13 protein-coding genes are annotated in these 21,403 nt (G+C 38.4%); 6 read left to right on the top strand and 7 right to left on the bottom strand.

The genetic code is table 11. The features are described from left to right. Positions 1 to 5: 5 nt before the first annotated feature. The gene (locus LV716_RS01545; protein WP_163419676.1) at positions 6 to 1,148 is read right to left on the bottom strand and encodes a universal stress protein; all 1,143 of its coding nucleotides are present in this window, start codon (positions 1,146 to 1,148) and stop codon (positions 6 to 8) included. A 372-nt stretch (positions 1,149 to 1,520) separates the two neighbouring features. Between LV716_RS01545 and LV716_RS01550 the strand changes: the two genes are divergently transcribed. The 4 genes from LV716_RS01550 to LV716_RS01565 all read left to right on the top strand — a co-directional run bounded on the left by LV716_RS01550 (position 1,521) and on the right by LV716_RS01565 (position 5,799). Beyond that, positions 1,521 to 2,321 (top strand): universal stress protein, encoded by an 801-nt coding sequence (locus LV716_RS01550; RefSeq protein ID WP_163419675.1) that lies wholly within the window; start codon positions 1,521 to 1,523, stop codon positions 2,319 to 2,321. 118 nt (positions 2,322 to 2,439) lie between these two features. Next, entirely contained in the window at positions 2,440 to 3,093 is a 654-nt protein-coding gene (locus tag LV716_RS01555) for a succinate dehydrogenase cytochrome b subunit (protein WP_233759204.1), read from the top strand. Positions 3,094 to 3,101: 8 nt separating this feature from the next. After that, entirely contained in the window at positions 3,102 to 5,009 is a 1,908-nt protein-coding gene (locus LV716_RS01560) for a fumarate reductase/succinate dehydrogenase flavoprotein subunit (RefSeq protein WP_163419674.1), read from the top strand. A gap of 46 nt (positions 5,010 to 5,055) precedes the next feature. Beyond that, the gene (locus LV716_RS01565; protein ID WP_163419673.1) at positions 5,056 to 5,799 is read left to right on the top strand and encodes a succinate dehydrogenase/fumarate reductase iron-sulfur subunit; all 744 of its coding nucleotides are present in this window, start codon (positions 5,056 to 5,058) and stop codon (positions 5,797 to 5,799) included. A gap of 241 nt (positions 5,800 to 6,040) precedes the next feature. Here LV716_RS01565 and LV716_RS01570 read toward each other — a convergent pair whose 3' ends face one another. The 6 genes from LV716_RS01570 to LV716_RS01595 form a co-directional block, all read right to left on the bottom strand. Further along, complete coding sequence (locus tag LV716_RS01570) at positions 6,041 to 7,621, bottom strand: RagB/SusD family nutrient uptake outer membrane protein (RefSeq protein ID WP_233759205.1); 1,581 nt, start codon at positions 7,619 to 7,621, stop codon at positions 6,041 to 6,043. Positions 7,622 to 7,633: 12 nt separating this feature from the next. After that, positions 7,634 to 10,732, bottom strand: a complete 3,099-nt coding sequence (locus LV716_RS01575) for a TonB-dependent receptor (protein WP_163419671.1) — start codon at positions 10,730 to 10,732, stop codon at positions 7,634 to 7,636. Between the two features lie 257 nt (positions 10,733 to 10,989). Next, entirely contained in the window at positions 10,990 to 12,420 is a 1,431-nt protein-coding gene (locus LV716_RS01580; protein WP_233759206.1) for an AraC family transcriptional regulator, read from the bottom strand. Positions 12,421 to 12,819: 399 nt separating this feature from the next. Beyond that, on the bottom strand, positions 12,820 to 14,226 hold the full coding sequence (locus LV716_RS01585) for a tagaturonate reductase (RefSeq protein WP_163419669.1): 1,407 nt from the start codon (positions 14,224 to 14,226) through the stop codon (positions 12,820 to 12,822). Between the two features lie 14 nt (positions 14,227 to 14,240). Continuing rightward, positions 14,241 to 15,689: a glucuronate isomerase gene (uxaC, locus tag LV716_RS01590; protein WP_233759207.1), complete on the bottom strand. Its 1,449-nt coding sequence runs from the start codon at positions 15,687 to 15,689 to the stop codon at positions 14,241 to 14,243. 19 nt (positions 15,690 to 15,708) lie between these two features. Next, complete coding sequence (locus LV716_RS01595) at positions 15,709 to 16,728, bottom strand: LacI family DNA-binding transcriptional regulator (protein ID WP_163419668.1); 1,020 nt, start codon at positions 16,726 to 16,728, stop codon at positions 15,709 to 15,711. A 292-nt stretch (positions 16,729 to 17,020) separates the two neighbouring features. Here LV716_RS01595 and LV716_RS01600 point away from each other — a divergent pair, with 292 nt between their 5' ends. Together LV716_RS01600 and LV716_RS01605 are read left to right on the top strand one after the other, a co-directional pair. Beyond that, positions 17,021 to 19,891, top strand: a complete 2,871-nt coding sequence (locus LV716_RS01600; RefSeq protein ID WP_163419667.1) for a TonB-dependent receptor — start codon at positions 17,021 to 17,023, stop codon at positions 19,889 to 19,891. Positions 19,892 to 19,895: 4 nt separating this feature from the next. Beyond that, positions 19,896 to 21,401, top strand: a complete 1,506-nt coding sequence (locus tag LV716_RS01605) for a hypothetical protein (RefSeq protein WP_233759208.1) — start codon at positions 19,896 to 19,898, stop codon at positions 21,399 to 21,401. Positions 21,402 to 21,403 lie beyond the last annotated feature (2 nt).

Raw genomic sequence — 21,403 nt, forward strand, 5'->3', positions numbered from 1 at the left:
TGTCGTCAACTACCCCTAAGTTTTCGTACTTCTTCTTCAACTTTTGCATACCACATGCGATCTTTAATCTCTCTGCCCAACTTGCGAAATTCTTCCGCCTTCGCTGGATTTTTCATTTTATCGTGAACCTTTGCAATGCCCAAATAGGCGGGCACGTGCATATTATTAATACTTAGGCAAGCTTCAAATTGACCAATGGCCTCTTGATGAAACCCATCTTTCATTAAATCTTGGGCATGCTCGTATAATTCTTCTAAATCTTTGATATCGGTGTCCAACTGCAATCTTATGACATCTTCAGATTTCAGTGTGAGGAAAGAACAGGGAACTTCTCGAATTACTTTTTCGGTAACACTTCCAATGATCAAGCGGTTCAATCCAGACCTGCCAACCGTTCCCATAACAAGCAGGTCAATCATTTTCCTCGATATTGCACTACGGATTTCTTCGGCGGGATTGCCTTTGGGAGTCTCTTTGGTCCAGTTTAAATCGGAGAGATTAAATTTTTTCAGAAACTCATCAAACTTTACCTTGTGCTGCTCCAACCGACTGTTATTCTCTTCTTCTTTATCTTTTTCCGAAGCGAACCACGATAGACTTTGAACTTCACAGACACTTAAAATTGTGAGTTCTGCCCTAAATCTACGGGTCATAATAATCGCATTTTTTAATGCTCGTTCCGATGCTTCAGAAAAATCCACGGGACAGAGTATATGATGCACATTGAGCGGCACACCAGCTTTGGCGACAAATACCGCTTTATTACTTTTTTGGATAATACGTTCGGTAGTAGTGCCTAAATGAACACTACCTCCCTGTAGACTTTCGCCAGAACCACTTAATATCATATTGGCATTTACACGGATACCGGCCCTTACAATACCATCGTGTGGTGACCCATATTCCAAAATGGGATTTTCAACATGTACATTGGCTTCTTTTAGGCGTGTCACAACATCCCTTAGTTTTCCTTCTGCCACCTTGGTAATCTGTGTTCTTACTTTTTCATTTACGATGTCATCTGGAAGCACATGTATAGGGATTATTTTTGAATGAAACACCTTGCCCAATTTAATGGCCGTTTCCTCCACATGTTTTGAAGAAGCACTGAAATCATGCGCTAATAAAATCTTTTCAAGCAGTTTCATGTATTCTAGAGTTAAGAGTTCTTAGTTTTATATTTTCTCAAATCATATTTGTGCAGTACAACTATTAATTTGTAAAAGTGTTCGTTTACCAATCCTGAACTGTATCAAAATCCAGGATATTCCTTATTGACACTAAAAATATTATGTAATTCTTTAGAGAAACTTAAGAATGCTCTGGCCCATTTGGATTCCAAAAATGTACAGTACGAGTTATTGATTTTTATAAGATCAAATCATTGGTACACAGGGTAAAACTTTATCAGATTTATTGAAAAAAATTTGATGTAAAAACTATTTGGTTTTCCCTTTTCTAAAGTTTGTCTAAAGATTTGGTGATTATGTTTATAGAATTAAAGTTTAAATAACATCGTAATGAATAAAATTCTCGTTCCCGTTGACTTTTCCGAAACTTCGGCCAATGCGCTCTTATATGCCATTCAACTTTTTGGTGCTTCTTCTTCGGAAATCCTAGTGTTGCATAGTTACGATACACGATCTAGTGCAGCTTTACTAATGAAAAATATTGATGGCGTACTTGAAAAGGACGCTCAGAACAAAATGGATGAACTCATGCAGAAAGTACAGCATAAACATCCTGATGTTACCCTAAAACCAAAAATCATCAAAAAACAAACAGTCTCGGCAATAGTTGCACTTGGCAATAGTGGTGATTTTGATTTTATTGTCATGGGCACTAAAGGCGCCAGTGGACTTAAAGAAGTTTTTATGGGAAGTGTTGCCGGTGGTGTTATCTCCAGAACATCCGCTCCGGTAATAGTAGTTCCCGATGATTATACCTATCGCCCTTTAGATGAAATTGTTTTTGCTATTGGTAACGATCCGTTTTCAAACACTACGGTTGCACCTTTAAAACACCTTGTAAAAGCACATCAAAGCAAGGTTAAGGTCCTACATGTAGCTGATAAAAGGTCGACTGACCTTGATGTTCCGCTAGGTCATATAGGAGATTTGAACCCATCTATAGATTATGCTTTTGGTACAGGAGATACCAATAAGGATTTAAATGATTACTTGATGAAGGATTTTGCAGGCCTTTTGTGTATGGTACGGGCGAAAAAAGGTTTTATGGAGCGTTTGTTAGATGAAAGCGTTACGTTAAAACAGACATTCAACAGTCCAGTTCCATTGCTTATTCTACATGAAGAGAATTAATAACATACAACTATATATTGGATATACCCCATCGGTTTTGAAATTCTAAAGGCGGAAGTTCAATCGTATGGTTCCAGAGTATCCAATAATGACCTATACCGGACAAATTAAAAAATCCATGTTTTTTAGAAAGACAATTATTGCGCTTACTGGTCTTTTCCTATGTATCTTTTTGATAGTCCATCTATCTGCAAATTGTATTTTGCTGTTACCTGAAGAAACAGCACGTGGTTTGTACAATTCGTATTCCACAGCTTTGCGGGAAAGCCCATTGATCAAAGTAATTGCATATGTACTGTATTTGTCCATTGTACTTCACATTATCTACGCCCTAATCGTAACCATAAAAAACAAAAAGGCAAAACCCCAACATTATTTGATGAACCATACCAAAGAAAATAGTAGCTGGACTTCACAAAACATGGGGTTAATCGGTATTCTTGTTCTGTTGTTCCTTGTTGTACACTTGGCAAATTTTTGGGCACGCATTAAACTGGGCATGGGTGATGTAGTTACTCTTGATACCAATGGACATGTTGATGTTTATGAGGTTACCTATAGTCTTTTTCAAAATATATATTTTGTACTGTTCTACACTCTTTTAATGATTCCCTTGGGCCTGCACCTTAACCATGGATTAAAAAGCGCTTTTAAAACTTTGGGTTTTTACCACAAAAAAGGGTTTAGAGTATTGGCAAAAGTCTCGTTGTTTTATGCTGGGGTTATGGCAATAGGATTTGGTATAATACCCTTTATTGTATTCTTTAAATAATTAGCAAGATGCTCAACTCAAAAATTCCTGAAGGGCCTCTAGAAAATAAGTGGCGTAACTATCAAATAAAGTCACAACTGATCAATCCCGCCAATAAAAAGAAGCTAAATGTAATTGTAGTAGGTTCTGGTTTGGCAGGAGCTGGTGCAGCGGCAACTTTGGCAGAATTAGGGTATGATGTACAGTGCTTTTGCTACCAAGACTCGGCACGCAGGGCACATTCCGTAGCAGCACAAGGGGGGATAAATGCAGCAAAAAACTACCAACACGATGGTGACAGTGTCTGGCGGATGTTCTACGACACCCTAAAAGGAGGGGATTTTAGATCGCGAGAAGCAAATGTCTATCGTTTGGCAGAACTGTCGGCTCCATTGATAGATCATTATGTACAACAGGGGGTTCCTTTTGCCCGGGAATATGGCGGGGTTCTTGTCAACCGCAGTTTTGGTGGTGTGCAGGTGCAACGTACTTTTTATGCTCGCGGACAAACGGGACAACAATTGCTTTTGGCTACCTATTCACAACTGTACAAGATGAAACGTGCAAAAAAAGTTACGATGTTTCCCCGTCATGAGATGTTGGATTTAGTTGTCGTTGATGGAAAAGCCAAAGGTATTATTGCCAGGGATTTGGTAACCGGGCAACTAAAACGTTTTGCAGCACATGCCGTAGTATTGGCAACAGGTGGTTACTCACGTGTTTTTCGCCTCTCTACGTTAGCTATTGGCTGCAACGGAAGTGCAATCTGGAAAGCCCATAAGCGTGGAGCCTATTTTGCTGCGCCTAGTTTTACACAAATCCACCCTACTGCCCTGCCGCAGACAAGCGAAGCTCAATCAAAGCTTACTTTAATGTCAGAATCTCTTAGAAACGATGGGCGAATCTGGGTACCCAAAAAGAAAGATGATGATCGTAAAGCCAATAGTATTCCCGAAAAGGAACGGGACTATTATTTAGAACGACGTTACCCCAGTTTTGGAAATTTGGCACCGCGCGATATAGCATCACGGGCGGCCAAGGAACGAATTGATGCCGGCTATGGTGTAGGGCGATTAAAAAATGCCGTATATCTAGATTTCAAACACGCTATCGAACGCTTTGGAATGGACACCATCAAAGATCGATATGGAAATCTTTTTAAAATGTATAAAAAAATAACGGGTGTAGATGCGTATAAAGAACCTATGCAGATTTCCCCTGCCGCACATTTCTCTATGGGCGGACTTTGGGTCGATTATGAGTTAATGACAACTGTGCCTGGTCTATACGCCATTGGTGAATGTAATTTTTCAGATCATGGTGCAAATCGTCTTGGAGCAAACTCATTGCTTCAGGCTAGTATTGATGGTTATTTTGTACTGCCCAATACCATCAACAATTATTTGGCAAATGCTTTAAAAGAAGAGCTTCCTACTGTAGAACACCCAGAATTTGAGCGGATCGAAAATGAAGTACAGCATCATATCTATAAATTACTCGCAATAAAAGGTAGAAAAACCGTGGACCATTTTCATCGTGAACTGGGTAAAATTATGTGGCAGAAGTGCGCCATGAGCAGAAACAAAGAAGGACTTGAAAAAGCGATTTTACAGATTGAAAAAATCCGAAGTGAATTCTGGACAGACGTAAAAGTTACCGGTAGCGATAAAGAAATGAACACCGAGCTGGAAAAAGCACTCCGTTTGGCAGATTTTATAGAGTTGGGGCTATTGATGTGCACCGATGCCTTACAGCGTGAAGAATCTTGTGGAGCTCATTTTAGGGAAGAATACCAAACAATTGAAGGTGAGGCACTTCGAATGGACAATGATTATTCGTTTGTATCAGCTTGGTCTTATAACAAAGAAGGTTTTAAGCTCCATAAAGAAGTCTTGAAATATGAAAATGTGGAACCTACCGTAAGAAGTTATAAATAACCTATCTGAGATTTGAAGTGAGGTATCCCAATTTAAATGAAGAATTATGAAAGTGACCTTTAAGATCTGGCGACAGGAGAATAGCAACACATCAGGGGATTTTAAATCGTATGATGTTGACGGACTAACCGAAGACATGTCTTTTTTGGAAGCCTTGGACCACCTTAACGAACTCCTAGTACAACGTGATGAAAAAGTCATCGCCTATGAATACGATTGCCGAGAGGGTATCTGCGGACAGTGTGGGGTATTTATTAACGGAAGAGCTCATGGTCCACATGTTAATATGACCACATGCCAATTGCACATGCGCAGTTTTAAAGATGGTGAGACCATTGTGGTAGAACCATGGAGGGCAAAATCATTTCCGATAATCAAGGACTTGGTCGTTGACCGTTCTGCTTTTGACAGAATTATTGAACACGGCGGATATATTAGCGCAAAAACAGGAACAGCAGCAGAGGCCAATGCCATACTTGTTGGAAAAGAAATAGCAGATAAAGCAATGGATGCCGCTGCCTGTATTGGATGTGGAGCGTGTGTAGCCACTTGTAAAAACGCATCGGCCGCACTCTTTACGGCAGCTAAAATAAATCACTTGAACAACTTGCCCCAAGGCCATCAAGAAGCCGACAAACGGGTTATGGAAATGACCTGGCAAATGGAACAGGAAGGGTTTGGGAGTTGCACGTTTACCGGTGCATGTGAGGTAGAATGCCCAGAAAGTATCTCCATTACTAATATTGCCGAAATGAACGCAAGGCGTATTAAGGCTAAATGGCTGGGATAGGTGGTCAGTGGTCAGTGGTCAGTGGTCAGTGGTCAGTGGTCAGTGGTCAGTGGTCAGTGGTCAGTAAACTAATAAATTATAGTTCTATATCTAAGCGTTTCAATTTCTATGTTTTTTAATGAATACAGAGTATCAGAGAAAAACCTATTTCACTTAAAAAGAATATAGCTTTATAAATAACTAGCCTTATAAGAGTTACCTTACAAGGCTAGCATTCAAAGCGTAGTGTAAGTTCAATTCACTACCATCCTGGATTCTGCTGTTGTGCCAATGTTGGATTATTATTGATTTCTTGTTGGGGTATTGGCCATAAGAATTCTGTAGCATCATAGGAAATTGGGTCTACGCCAAATGGACCGGTATAAGGAGTGCCCAAGGTATAGGCTTCGGCTGGAGGCGTGCCATTGGCTACTTTAGCTGGGATTCCATCCAGATTAATAAAATCATCGTTTTGTAACCTATGGATATCGGGCCAACGTCTTCCTTCCATTACAAATTCTATTCTTCGTTCATCAATAATACCATTGACCAAATCTTCTTGGGTAGGAAAATCAACAGCTGTATATTCTTGTGTTACGGAATCTGTGAGAGATCTGTTCCGTACTAAATTCAGACTTGCAAGGGCATTGTTCGTATCGTTGGTACGAGCATAAGCTTCTGCCATATTCAGCAGTACTTCTGCATAACGAATTACAGGGGCTGGGTCTGTATAGTTTACATCATCTTTATATTTATTGGTATATTTTACTCCATCACGGGTTGTTACCAAAACTCCCTCTTCCCTCCGAAGATCATCTTCCAACCACAGTGGATTCCTCCAAATGATAGGACTGATGACAACAAGTCCCCTACGATTATATTGAGAGGCTAATGCCGCATTCACCCCAGGATTGTTTAAAGCCGTGTGTTCTATCGAGAATATAGATTCCGAATTACCATATCCATTTTCAAAGGGATCATTGGGTGATGGGGTGAGGGTATATATACCATTCAATTTGTTCCCTTCTTGGATGACCATTTCCCAGTTACCCATATGTTGGTACACCCTGGTCTTAAAAGCTATTGCAGCTTCACTCGTAGCCCTGACTATTCCTAAAAGTCCTTCCCTTTCCATTTTGGTATTTAACAACGATTCGGCTTCATTGAAATCGGTCAAAATATTTTGATAACATTCTGCAACCGTATTACGACCTAATGTTAAGCCCAACTCTATGGATTCTGGGGTATTAATTGGGAAATCACGATAGGGAACCCCTAGGTGGCTTGCATCTGGCGTGTCATTATAAGGTCTTGCAAAATGCCACATCAATTCCAAATGTGCAGCGGCCCTTAAAAATTTGGCTTGTCCTACGTAATCGTCCGCTATATCTTGAGTTATGATACCATTGCTAACGGCAGTTTCTACACCCTCGATAACTATGTTCACCCTGTTGATCAAACGATACGTGTCGCTCCAATACCCAACATTGTTTCCCGTAGTGGGGTCATAGGTTGCCGTATACGTCAATTGATAGAACGTTGCAACGTTAACCACATCCTCACCTCTATTATCCCCTTGTTGTACAAACGCAGCTCCAAATGGGTATCCCCTTCCTTGAGCAGGGTTAGTGACATACACCCCCCTTTGAGCAGCATTGTACATACCTGTCACCGAGAGTTCCACCAACTCTGGCGTACTAAAAGCGGCCTCTTCTGAAATTTGGTTAAAGGGTTCTAACGCCAATACATTATCATCTGAACAACTACTGAATATTAAAAGACCAATCAATGCTATTATAGCGTATTCTAATCCTAAACAGTTTTTTCTATTTATCGTTTTCATATTCATATTTTTTTAAAATCCAACATTCAATCCAAAAGAAAATATACTGGACCTTGGGGTACCATTTAAATCTCTTCCAGCAATTTCCATCTCGGGATCAAGGCCACTGTAATCAGTTATTATCCAGAGATTTTGACCTTGCACGTACATCCGGAACTTGGATAGTCCCAAACGATCTGTAATAGGACTTGGAAAAGTATATCCTATAGTTAGGTTATCAAGCTTTATAAAATCACCGTCCTCCAAAAATCTAGAAGTAGCAACAGAAGTTAGGTTTGTAGTGGTATTCGTGAGTGCATATAATCTTGGTGTAACTCCGTCCCCAGGATTCTCAACACTTTGCCATCTTCCTAATATTTCAGTACTGTTGTTCGTAAAGTTCTGGTTTAACAAATCCCTACGGGTAGCGTTGAATATTTTATTCCCTCCACTAAATCGAAATAGGAAAGTCATATCAAAATTTTTGAAAGACATATTTGATGTAAGACCTCCAAAATATTTTGGTAGAGATTGTCCTAAAACAACTCTATCTTCTAGTGCGCTTATAGAGCCTGGCTGAGACGTATCAGCAGGGTTTGATGGATCAAAAACAGAATATCCTGCGCCTGGTAGATTTGCCTGTACCAAGGTATTGTCGGCCTTAAAGTAGACAGGGTTTCCGTTGGCAGGATTAACACCCCAGTAGCGATATCCAAAAATTGAATTGATAGACTCTCCCTCCCTGGTAATACTTACTCCATTGGTATTAAATCGATCTTGTCCGTTGACAAGGGTTTCCACTTCATTTTCTACAAAAGAAACATTGGCGGAGACATCCCATTTAAAATCCTTGTCGGACAAAGTTGCATTAGCTGAGAACTCATAGCCACTATTCCTGATTTTACCAATGTTTGCAGAATAACTGTTGCCCGGCACTCCAAAGGATTGCGGTGTTTCCAAATCCAAAATCAAATCATCCGTATCGTTTCGGAAATAATCGAATGTCAAAGAGAATCTGTTTTGTAGTAAGCTTAGGTCAAAACCGGCATTATATTGTATGCTGGTTTCCCATACCAAAGAATTGTTACCAAACTGCGCATACGCAATGCCATTGTTATCTCCATATTGCGCAGCTTGATAAAGCCCCAAATATGGATAATTTCCAATATCGGTATTACCTACCCTACCATAGGAGCCCCTGATTTTAAAATCATTGACTATATCTTGAATACCGCTCATAAATTCTTCTCTGCTAACTGTCCAACCGAAAGAAGCACCGGGAAAAACACCAAACCTATTTTGAAATGGTAAAGCAGAAATACCATCTCGCCGTAAAGTACCCTGTATGTAATACTTTTGTTTGTAATTGTAATTGAGCCTACCTGCATAGGATACGAGTCCATTTTCCCTAAGACTACCTCCCGAACCTTGAACCCCATATGAGCCAGTAATAAGGTTAGATCCAAAAAAATCGTTACTTAAGTCAGTTCCAGTGGCAAAAAAACCTCGGTCAATTGATTTTTGATATTCACTGATCAAAGTCAGTGAAACATTATGATCATCAGCATACGTTTCATTATAACTGAGTATATTTTGCCAGTTCCATCGAATCAGTTCATTACTATTGTTTTGGACCCTACCATTGGATCCCACGCCGTCACCATGGACCGGACTCCAAAATAAAAACCCTGTCGTATTTGTTTGATCAATGCTCACCTGAGTTCTAAAATTTACTGTTGAGACTGGCTTGATATCGGCATACACATTACCAATCAGTCGATTAATAGTGGTTTCAAATCTGTTGTTATCTATAACAAAAGCGATATTAGGAACGTTGTCACCAACAATATCCAAGTTGGACCCCCTACCCATTCTATCAGGAAATATATCGTCTATATTATATCCTGTTGGGTCGTTTTCATCAAATGGTGATACATTGGGATGCTGTCGCATTGCATTAAAGATATTTCCTGAAAGGGAATTTACGCCAACATTCAATCCACTGTATTCAGATCTGGTAAGCCCAGCGCTAACACCCATGGAAAGCCAGGATTTTATTTTTTGGTCTATGTTGGAACGAAAGGTGTATCTAGAAAATTCGTTAGGCTTAGCAACACTCTCCTGCTGCGTATAACCTATAGAAGTAAAATATGTTGTATTCTCGTTTCCACCTGAAAAGGATAAATTATGATCTTGTTGAAATGCATTGTTGTTCAGTACTACATCTTGCCAATCGGTATTAAAATCAGTTCCAACGGCCCATGGACTCTGATTACGATTGGCACGTTTTTCATTTGAAATGGTAACAAAATCCTCTGCATTTAACAAATCAAATGTCTGTATGGGCCGCGCGACACCGACAGTTGTATTATAATTTATCGTCATTTTTCCTTCTTTTCCCCTTTTAGTAGTAATCAAGACTACTCCATTTGCTGCTCTGGAACCATAGATTGCAGTTGCAGACCCATCCTTAAGAATTTCAATGGATTCGATATCTGCGGGATTAATATCTCCAAGTGAATTGTTATCCGCGTAGCCGCCCAAATCGGAATTATTAGGGTCTAGATTTTCCGTAAAAATTGGTATCCCATCAACAACGATAAGCGGAGAGGTACCAGATGTCACAGAAGCCACCCCACGTATTCTAAACCTAGGTGCATCACCTATGATACCCGATTGTGTGGTAATTTGAACACCTGCTGCCCTACCTGCCAATTGGGATTCAAAACTTGGGGTTACGAGGTTCGCAATCTCATCTCCTTTGACTTGAGAAATCGAAGCTGTCAAATCTCTTTTGCGTTGCACACCGTAGCCTACTACCACGACTTCTTCCAAAGCTTGGGCATCGTCTTGCATTTGTACATCCAAAGTATTTGATAAACCTATCGTCTGTTCCAAAGTTTTTTGACCTATATAGGAAAAGACAAGAACATCACCGGTACTTGCACTAATAGCATAGTTACCATCAAAATCTGTTTGGGTGCCATCCGTTGAGCCCTTAACTACAATATTTACTCCCGGTAATGGCAGACCGTTTTGATCTGTAACATTACCAGTAATGTTTTTTTCCTGGGCGTATGTAATTGAGGCAAAAAGAAAGATTACCATACACCACATGCAGTTTTTTTTCATTTATTGAGTTTAAAAGTTAGTAAATAGACAGCCCCAATTAAGAAGAAGACGGTTTGATGACTAATTCAAATAATTACCCAAAAAAGTGAGACATATAATATCTTTTGAGTGAATTGTCTTATCATAAGAAGGGCTGTCGTTAATTGGTTAATTTTTTTTGAAACCGTTAACAAAAGAAGTCAGACAGCCCTAAATTTTAGACCTCACCTATAAAGGTTTACTCATCCGACGAAACTCTACTTGCTTACCTTGAGCCATCAATATGTAGAGGACATTTCTTGATATTCGCTTGGGGTCACTTGGGTATTTTTTTTAAAAGCTTTATTAAAAGTTGACTTGTTGTTGTAACCAACTTCATATGCGATATCTATAATCTTTCTATACCCATTAGTTCTATCGCCCAACAACTTTTTAGCTTCTTTTATACGATAGGTATTGATAAGTTCATGAAAAGTCATGTGGAAGTTTTCGTTGATCAATTGTGATGTATTATGTCTGTTGGTATCCAATAACTGTGCTACACAACCTAAGCTTATATTGTTCTGCCTATAAATTTTGTCCCTTTCGAGCAACACCATCAATTTTTCTATTAGTTCTTCCGATAACTTTTCTGTGAGACCGGAGTTATGGTATTTTTGATCGGACATCAAAAAATTGTATGCATACATACCACTGAACACTTTGGGTTGTACATTGACCGAGTAGGCTATATAGGCAACCATCGATATCAGTGCTATGGTCTGCAAATGGTAAAAAATCTCCATGGTAATACCACTTGTATACAACACAACATAGGTTGCATATATAATCATATAAAGGAAATACATCATAGCAATGTTACGTTGCCACCGTTTGTTCGAATTGTTAAATGCAGTGTTTTGCTTACTTTTTAAGTAAACACGATAAATCAATACGCCGTAAATTACCATAGAGCACAGTTTTACCAGCATTAATAAGGCTGTGCTGTTTGTATAAGTAGGGTTGTCATCGTTAGTTGCACTTGCAAAAATGACCTCGACTTTATCCTTTGTTGACAAAGCGTAATAAGGCGCCAGATAAATCCATAACAATACTGATGGCAAAAGATGTATAAAATCAAGTTTTTTAAAAGCGTATTGTTGGATTATCCTTTTAAAGTAAAAATAGAGCAAAGGTCCATAAAGGAACAGAAAGGAAGCAGATATCAAATAAACGTTTGGATATACATAGTGATAGTTGGATATATTCAAGTACAGGCAAAAGATAAAATAAGAATGGATAAAGATGAAACTGCTTATAAGCAATTTGGCCACTACTTCTTTCTTTCTTTTGAAATAAAAACTAAGCGCAATATAAAAACCGATTATAGCAATGGATAAATAAAAGAAGGACCATATATCATGTATTACCATGTATTCATTTAGCGATTTCTCTTCCCCAATATTTTCGAGTACTTCAAACTCACCTTCCGTTAGTGGAAACATATAGAACCCCGCAAACGATTTGCCCTTGACAAAATCAGCTGCTTCAGTGCCTTTACAATGATGTAAAATCTTATTGAAAAAACTATTTTTAATAACAATATTTCCCTTAAACAATAATGTTTGCTCAATTTTTTTATGTCTATCAGTGTGATTTGTGTTTAAAAATGTTGCATTTGCAGGTTTCCATATAAATGGTGCAACAAAAAATATCAATAATGATTTCATTGTCATTTCGGGGATTTGAATTAGCCATTTTTGAAAGTTAAAAAACCCAAAAAAGTAGGATTATTAATCTTTTCCCAAAACAGGTAGCTCCCGATAGGTACTGACTCTTTTTAACTTTTATGGACAAAATTCAATGAATAAAATTGACTTTAGAACACTAAACTTCTAAATGACGGGTACGATAAAAAATCGTTCTGACTATTATTTCAATAATCGCGAATGAATCCGTTTCATTTTCCCTTTATCCCATAAAGTGATATCGAGCTTGTTTTTAAAATAAGTTTTAAATCCAAGTAAGGGTTAAGATAGGCTGGAATGTGTTAAAAGATACACATTAGTTGGGAAGTATATCTCTAGAGGATGATTCCCTGATTATTAAGCTATTGATAAAAATGAGTGCTATTGTTTTGAAATATGTATCAACTCTGTTGTTAAAGCTTCTTTTAAATTTGTGCGGTTTTTTAAATCAACGCCCCATAATGCTTTATTTGCAAGAATCTTAGCTGTGATTCTTTCCAAATCGATTTCTTTCCAGGCATTCTTAAAAAATTCGATGACCTTGGCTTCATCACGAAGTTCGATATTGTTCGACTCAAATTCCCCCCTATAAAAGATAAACAAATACGCCAAAGTGATTGCCAGTTTTGGTGGTGTATTTTCATATTTGATCATATAGTTCAACATACTCGGAAGAACTCTAACTTTGAATTTAGATATAGAGTTCAAGGAAATATCCATCAATTTATGCTTTATAAAAGGGTTGCGAAACCGCTCCAAAACTTCATGAGCGTAAGACTCCAGTTCGGTTTTGGGCATATCTAGGGTAGGTATTATTTCGTCAAAAATGACTTCTTTTATGAATAATCCTATTTTTTCATCCTCAACGGCTTCTCTTACTTCTTTAAATCCGTGCAGGTACGCTATGGGCACCATTGCGGTATGGGCACCATTAAGAATACGTACTTTCCTTGTGCGATAAGGAGCTAAATCATCCGTAAAAATCACATTCAATCCGGTTTTGGAAAAGGGAAGCTTTTCCTGAATTGCGGAGGGGCCCTCGATTACCCATAAATGAAAAGGCTCAGCCTTAACGACCAACTCATCCTTAAACGATAAACTTTTCTGAACAATATCTATTGAATCTCTTGGAAAACCTGGTACGATCCTATCGACCAACGAATTGAAAAATAAGATATTTTCCAGTATCCAATTTTTAAAACCCGTAGGAAGCGACCAAAGAGCAATGTAGTTTAAAACATGCTCCTTTTGCTTACTGCCGTTCTTTTCAATCAATTCACAGGGTATAATGGATAAACCTGCAGAAGAAGAACCGTTGAAATGTTGATATCTGTGGTACAATAGTGCCGTAAGTTTTGCGGGAAATGAGTTATGCACCGCATCAACAGTTTCATCATTCTTATCAAAGCTTATACCTGCTTCGGTTGTATTTGAAACAATAAACTGGAGATTTGGATTCTTGGCCAATTCCAAAAAGGCGCTATAATCTTCATAAGGATTGAGTACTCCCCTTACACTTGTAATTAATCTAGCATGCTGTATCTTTTCACCTTTTTCAAGGCCTTCCAATAGTACATGATAAAGTCCGTCTTGTTCGTTGATCAAATCTCCCATCCCTTCTTTCAGGGGTTGAACAATCTGAATATCTCCATCAAAGTCGGTCTGTTCGTTCAAGATATCGACCATCCAGTCCACAAAGCCTCTTAAAAAATTTCCTTCGCCAAACTGTACTATTTTGATTGGTCTTACAGGAATATCAGACACTGCTTTCCTATTCAATTTTTTCATGTTGTAGCGGGAAATTAGAATTCAAAATAATTCCTGGCATTATGATAGCAGATGTCGCTCACGATTTGGCCCAACCATTTTTCATCATTCGGGAGCTCTCCGTTCTCTACATCCGTACCTATCAAATTGCATAATATTCTCCTGAAGTACTCATGCCGTGGAAAGGACAAAAAGCTTCTAGAATCTGTGAGCATTCCTATAAAACAGCTTAATAATCCTAAATTTGAAAGGCTGTTCAATTGCTTTTCCATACCATCTTTTTGGTCTAAAAACCACCAAGCTGACCCAAATTGCATTTTACCTTTTATACTCCCATCGTTAAAGTTTCCAATCATGGAGGCAAAGACCTCATTATCTGCCGAATTCAAATTATATATGACGGTTTTTGCAAGCTGGTCGGTACTATCCAAAAGATTTAGAAAAGAAGCCAACGGCATAGCTTGTTGAAAGTCACCTATACTATCAAAACCCATATCCGGACCAAGTTTTGATAACATTCGTTTGTTCGTATTGCGCAATGCCCCAAGATGAAACTGCTGTACCCAACCAAATTCATGATATTTGCGGCACAAATGAACCAAGGTTTCAAATTTAAAATAAGCCACTTCTTCTTCGGAGAGCTTGTTCCCTGCCAATATTCTTTTAAACAAGTTTTCGATATCATACTTTCCCAATTCAAAAAAGTGGAGTTGCTCCAATCCGTGATCTGCTATTTTGCATCCATGTTTTCTGAAGAACTCCAAACGGTCATTGAGTGCAGTAATCAAATCTACATATGATGTAATTTCCATGCTAGATGCTACCTCTAGTTTCTCCAGGTATTCCTTATAGCTTTCTGTATTCTCCACTGCATAGGTTTTATCGGGTCTAAAGGATGGCAATAATTTAAACGCATGACCCTGTTGATGAAACTTGGAATGATGTTCTAAACTGTCGATCGGGTCATCGGTTGTCGAAACCACCTCAACATTCATCATGGTAATAAGGCCATAGGTCTTAAATTCTTCTGTTTGAAGCTTTGCCTCAGTGAGTTTATAAACTTCTTCCGCGTTATTTTCAGATAGGAGCTCATATATCCCAAAATAGCGTTGAAGCTCAAGATGGGTCCAATGGTATAAAGGGTTCCTAACGGTATAGGGAACTGTTTCTGCCCACTTGAAAAACTTTTCCTGGTTCGTTGCACTACCAGTTATGTACCTTTCATCTATTCCAAGTGTTCGCATGGCGCGCCATTTGTAATGATCCTCCTTCAACCATATTTCAGTACAATTTTTAAACTGATGGTTCTCAGAAATCTCCTTTGGTGATAAATGATTATGATAATCCAATATGGGCAACGATTTGGCATAATCATGATACAGTTTTTTTGCAAAATCGTTCTGCAACATAAAATCGTCAGTGATAAATTGTTGGTTAGATTTGTGCAATCGATTGTACATTGTGTTGATTTTTGAGAGTTCCATATTTAGTAGGTGCTAATTGCTATTGCTTTTTAAGTGAGGAAGCCCTTACGATAAGCTCGGGCTGAATAATTGTTTTTTTCGGTATGATTTTCTTTTTTTCTGTATTTAATATGTTGAAAAAAAGATTGGCTGCAGTTTGTCCCATTTCTATGGGAAACTGATTTATAGTGGTTAATGGCGGATCAGTAAACGATGTGAACGGTTCATTCAGAAATCCTACAAGTGCAACGTCACTAGGAATTTTAAAACCGTTTTCCTTTAACACCTGCATGGCTCCTATTGCTGCATAATCACTGGCAGAAAAAATAGCATCGAACTTTCGTTCTTGTTTTAGAAGTGCTTCGCAATGCGCCCTTCCATCTTCTACTTGCAGGTTACCACTAAAAACCAACGAGGTATCCAGCTCAATGTTATGATCTGTCAAAGCGTTTAGATAACCTCTGTAACGTTCCTTATAAATATCGATTTTTCTTTCGGTAGTTAAATGGACTATAGATCTGCAACCCTGTTCTATTAGATGTGTTGTGGCCAAATATGCCCCCTGATAGTCATCAATGACCACTTGACTTGTTTGGAGAAATGGTGTGGTCCTATCAAAAAGTACCAAGGGAAGTCCACGATCAAGAACTTGCTCGTAATGATCAAAATGTTGTGTATTCTTACCTATTGAAGCTATAATGCCATCGACACGCGCATTCAAAAATGCTTTTACGGCATTCTCCTCATTACTTAAAACTTCACTGGATTGGCTAACGATAACACGATAGTTCAACGAATTGGCTACTTCTTCAACACCTTTGATAATGGAGGAAAAAAAAGCTCGGTTTATACTGGGTACCAACATCCCTATGAGCTGAGTCTTACCACTGCGCAAAGCAGATGCAACTTGGTTGGGCTCGTAATCCAATTCCTTTGCCGCCTTTAATACCGCCTTTCGAGTAGTTTCACTTATCCTGGGATTACCGTTCAATGCCCTTGAAACTGTAGAGGCCGTTACATTGAGTCTCTCGGCAATATCATGTATGGTTGCTTTTTTCATATAACTATTTGCCAAACTAAACTGACTCTTTTGTAAAAATACACTTTTGAATGAATATTATAATAATGTAATCGGTTGCACAATTTATAATAAATATCAATCATTATAAAATTTAGTCGCTAAGTTTTTAAATTTCTTCAAAAACCTTATTATAATTCAATTTACTTCACTTTTAAGTCAAAATATTTGCTAATTTAATATTTCTTTATTAATTATGCAATCGATTGCACAAACAAAACAAACTAACAACTTCCTGTGAGCTTTTAAACAGGAATTAAAAAATGATTATGTTATGCCTCAGAGTAAATTAAAGTTGTTTTGGCCTTTTATGGTCATTTTTCTCGTATTTGCACATTACTTAACATTTGCGAGTAACCTATTACCAGAGAATTCTTTAAAAACCAACTTTCAAAGTTATGGCACTATTACGGGAAGAGTGGTTGATGAATCTGGAATGCCACTTCCAGGAGCTTCAGTAGTAATTAGAAATTTAAACACTGGTGCAAGCACTTCACTTGAAGGTCTATTCCAATTAGATAGGGTTCCTTTTGGCTCTCATGAACTTGAGGTATCCTACATTGGCTATGAAAAATACAATATCACTACAACAGTAGACCAATCCTTGCAATCTACTGGCAATATTGTATTGAAACCAGAAACAAATCAACTCGGCGAGGTTATTATTACTGGGAGTTTTGATGGCCAACAAAGAGCTTTCAACCAGCAAAAAAATGCCGATAATATCAAAACAATTGTTTCTGCTGACCTTATTGGACGCTTTCCAGATATTAATGTTGGTGAGGCCATGCAACGGGTTCCTGGTGTAAATATTGAACGTAACAATGGTGAAGGAAGTAATGTAAAAATTAGGGGGACACCTCAAAACTTCACGACCATTTCCATAAACGGTGAGCAAATCCCAACTACGGATGAAGGAGGAGGAAGAACCGAAAGCCTTGATTTGATATCGGCAGATCAACTAGCTTCTATGGAGGTTAGCAAAGCAATAACACCCGACATGGATGGTGATGCAGTAGGTGGTGCCATAAATCTAATCACAGCTACAGCAACTTCTTCCAAAGGAAGAGTAAAGGGAAGTATTGGTGGTGGTTACAACAATCTTTTTGAAAAGGCCAGTCAAGTATATCGTTTTAAGTTCGACAAACGCTTTGCCGATGAAAAATTCGGGATATTGATAGGTAGCAGTTTTTACAATACTTTTAACGGAGAAGAACGCTTTGAAGCAACATATAGGGACAGAAGGATTGGGAGTCAGGATGACCCTAACTCTTTTAGAGCCTTTGTTTTGGATGACTATCGCTTACGCCCGCTACTGAATGAAAGAACAAGAATCGGTGTCAATGCTACTTTTGATTATAAATTTTCAGAGAATTCGTCTTTAGTATTTAAAGCCACCTATAACAATTTAAAAGACAAGTCGTTACGAAGAAGGACACGATTTAGACCTAGAAACAATTATCAAGATCCATTAAATCCAAATGTCGCTGGTCCCGATAACGATGTAAGGGTCAGAAGAGATATCAACGACCGTGTTATTAACCGAGAGAACATAAATATTTCGTTAGAGGGAAATCATCCTTTAGGTGACTTTGCCAAACTTGATTATGGTATAAACTATTCCAGAAATGAAAGAAAGCTAAATAGTGACCGTTTCGTCTTTAGAGAAAGAGATTTGACCCTTGTTCAAGAAAGAGATGGTGACTTTACTATTTTCTCGTCTCCGGACGCTGACTTTGAAGATTATAATGCCTTCCTTTTTAATTCCTTTCAACAAGACCTGCCTATTTTAAACAGAGGAGACAATACTGTAGCTCGATTGAATCTCACTATACCTTTTAGATTGGGGAAAAATTCCGGAGAATTTAAAACAGGTGGAAAATATAGGGATTTGGATAACTTAAGAAGAAGAAATACCATTGAGTACAACGATTTTAATGGTCCTTATAATTTAAGTCAAGTTTTGGATGGCAATAGTGGAACAATCTTTGGTGGACGCTACGAAATGGGGCAGTTTCCCAACCCAAATTCAGCAAGGGAACATTTTAACTTGTTCAGGAGCGCTTACGATTTGGACGTAAATACATCACGTATCAATAGTGAAAGCTTTTTCTTTGATGCCGGCGAAGATGTCTATGCTGCTTACTTCCAAGGTAAAATCCAGTTTAATAATTTTAGGATTTTGGCAGGTGTCCGTTACGAGAAAACAGATGTGCTCTACGAAGCATTGGAACTACAGATTGAACCCCCAGCTGGTGACGATCAACCTGCAGTCCCTGTTTCTTCAGAACCTATTTCAGGAGGTCGTTCTTACGATTTCTTTTTACCTATGGTACATTTAAAGTACCAGTTAAGTGATAGAACGAACTTACGTTTTGCCTATACCCAATCGTATGCACGACCAACGCTTGAGGACTTGGTACCTTCGGAAAATATAAATTTTGCAGATCAAATACTTTCACGAGGTAACCCAAATCTAGACCCTGCAGAATCCCATAATTTTGATTTGCTTTTTGAACATTATCTCAAGGGAGCAGGAGTAGTGTCTGGAGGAATCTTTTATAAGGATATTTCAACCTTTATATTCAACCAATTTGCCAACGTGGAATTCAATAATGATGTGTTTTTACAACGCTCTCCAATAAATGGAGATAAAGCAAGTTTACTAGGAGTAGAATTGAATTTTGTAAAAAAATTAGATTTTCTCCCTGGTTTTTTATCAGGTCTAGGAGTTTTTGCAAACTATACCTATGTAGATTCTGATAGTAGCTTTTCTTCTTTAAATCAAAATACTGGTGAAATTGAAACTAGGGACGGAATACCATTCATAGATCAAGCAGACCATACTTGGAATGCTGCACTATCCTATGATAAAGGAGGATTTAGTGCACGAGCATCACTAAATTACAATGGAAGAGCTTTTGCAAGTTTCTCAACTAATTCTGATTTTGATTTCTTCTTAGAAGAACGGTATCAATTGGATGTAAATGCTTCACAAAAAATAACAGACAATCTTACTTTTTTTATTGAGTTTGTCAACCTTACGAATGAACCAGTAGTTCGCTTCCAATCTATCAGGAGTCAAATAACCAATTATGAAGTCTACGATTGGTCTGCACGCTTTGGTATTAACTTTAAATTTTAAGAAAATGATACTAAAAAACAGTCTAAAACTATTCTGCCTGACAGTATTAGGTCTTTTCATAAACTTTTCCTGTAGTGATGATGACCTTTCAGGAGAACTAACTTTTGAATCTCCAAACATTGACCTCTCGATAGAAAGCGGTGAGTTCAGAATTGGGCAAACTATACGCGTAGAGGTAAGTTATGAAGCATCTGCCACCTTTAGGGAATTTGTAGTACAACGTGGAGGCACTATAATTGATAGAGTCAACTATGCCGAAGGAACCGATGGAGACGACACCTATGATTTAGAATTCTTGATAACGGAAGACTTGCTGGGAACTACCCAAACATTTACATTCACTGTGACCGATTCTTTGGGCGAAACAGAGACAAAAATCTTTACCGCAATAGTTTCTGAAGTCACCCCTGCATTTACTATCGAAGATGTCGAGATTAACGGTACAGCTTTTAAGCAAGTAACCGGTAGGATTAATTTTAATGAGACGTTTGACAAAGATAACCTGTGGTTATTAAATGGCGAAGTAGAAGTAGATGACATCACTACCCTAACTATTGAAGCAGGAACTACTATCTATGCAATCAATGAAGACACGGAATTAAATGTATTAATTGGAGGAACCTTGATTGCCGAAGGAACTGTCGAAGATCCTATAATTTTTACATCTATAAATGCAGCGCCAGACCAACCAGAAGACCCAGATAACGGTGATTGGATTGGTGTAGTATTACGTGGCGACGATACCCTTGGAGGAAATTCTGGAATTCTAACCTATGTACGAATTGAAAACGGAGGAAATGGGGATGAAGCACTTCAATTAAGGCAAGTAGGCGGTGCAACAGTAATTGATTATGTGCAAATACATAACTCGGATGACACAGGTATCCGTATGCGGGGAGGATATGTAAACCTAAAGCATATTTTAGTTACAAAACCCAGTGATAGAGGAATACGATACAGTGATGGATGGGAAGGCAACGGTCAATTCTGGGCAATCATAACCGATGTTGATGATAGTATTGGCCTTAACGGAAGAGATACGGACGAATCCCCAAGAACTTCTGATGCAATAATGTCCAATGTTACTGTGATAGGCCCGAATGTTGTTGGCGATGGACCCGGTGATACAGAGGGTGTTCAAGTACGTGATGGAGCAAAAGGAGAATTCTACAATTTCATTGTTACCGGTTTTGACAATTCCTTTAGAAATCGAAGTGAGAATGGTGATATGGTTATAAAAAACTCCGCAGTCTTTGGTAATGGCGGAGATGGCGATGATGATGGTTTACACAGTAGTGTGCAGGATGACTATAGAGATATCGCAAACAATAATTCCGAGGATGAAATTGTATTGACAGATACTTTCATAGGCGTATCGACCACAAACTCTTCCGATGCCTCGACCTTAGGAGAATTTTTTGACGCTGTAAACTTCACAGGTGCGGTTTCACCAGATGATGATTGGACACTCGGCTGGACTCTCAACTTTGATGGTACTCCAAGAGAATAAAT

This window comes from Flagellimonas sp. HMM57, assembly GCF_021390175.1.
Classification (GTDB): Bacteria; Bacteroidota; Bacteroidia; order Flavobacteriales; family Flavobacteriaceae; genus Flagellimonas.

Excerpts from the sequence above, each read along its gene's own strand:
- LV716_RS01605 (WP_233759208.1), top strand. The coding sequence starts at position 19,896 with ATGATACTAAAAAACAGTCTAAAACTATTCTGCCTGACAGTATTAGGT.
- LV716_RS01550 (WP_163419675.1), top strand. The coding sequence starts at position 1,521 with ATGAATAAAATTCTCGTTCCCGTTGACTTTTCCGAAACTTCGGCCAAT.
- LV716_RS01575 (WP_163419671.1), bottom strand. The coding sequence starts at position 10,732 with ATGAAAAAAAACTGCATGTGGTGTATGGTAATCTTTCTTTTTGCCTCA.
- LV716_RS01555 (WP_233759204.1), top strand. The coding sequence starts at position 2,440 with ATGTTTTTTAGAAAGACAATTATTGCGCTTACTGGTCTTTTCCTATGT.
- LV716_RS01585 (WP_163419669.1), bottom strand. The coding sequence starts at position 14,226 with ATGAAAAAATTGAATAGGAAAGCAGTGTCTGATATTCCTGTAAGACCA.
- LV716_RS01595 (WP_163419668.1), bottom strand. The coding sequence starts at position 16,728 with ATGAAAAAAGCAACCATACATGATATTGCCGAGAGACTCAATGTAACG.
- LV716_RS01565 (WP_163419673.1), top strand. The coding sequence starts at position 5,056 with ATGAAAGTGACCTTTAAGATCTGGCGACAGGAGAATAGCAACACATCA.
- LV716_RS01600 (WP_163419667.1), top strand. The coding sequence starts at position 17,021 with ATGCCTCAGAGTAAATTAAAGTTGTTTTGGCCTTTTATGGTCATTTTT.
- LV716_RS01545 (WP_163419676.1), bottom strand. The coding sequence starts at position 1,148 with ATGAAACTGCTTGAAAAGATTTTATTAGCGCATGATTTCAGTGCTTCT.
- LV716_RS01580 (WP_233759206.1), bottom strand. The coding sequence starts at position 12,420 with ATGAAATCATTATTGATATTTTTTGTTGCACCATTTATATGGAAACCT.
- uxaC (WP_233759207.1), bottom strand. The coding sequence starts at position 15,689 with ATGGAACTCTCAAAAATCAACACAATGTACAATCGATTGCACAAATCT.
- LV716_RS01560 (WP_163419674.1), top strand. The coding sequence starts at position 3,102 with ATGCTCAACTCAAAAATTCCTGAAGGGCCTCTAGAAAATAAGTGGCGT.
- LV716_RS01570 (WP_233759205.1), bottom strand. The coding sequence starts at position 7,621 with ATGAAAACGATAAATAGAAAAAACTGTTTAGGATTAGAATACGCTATA.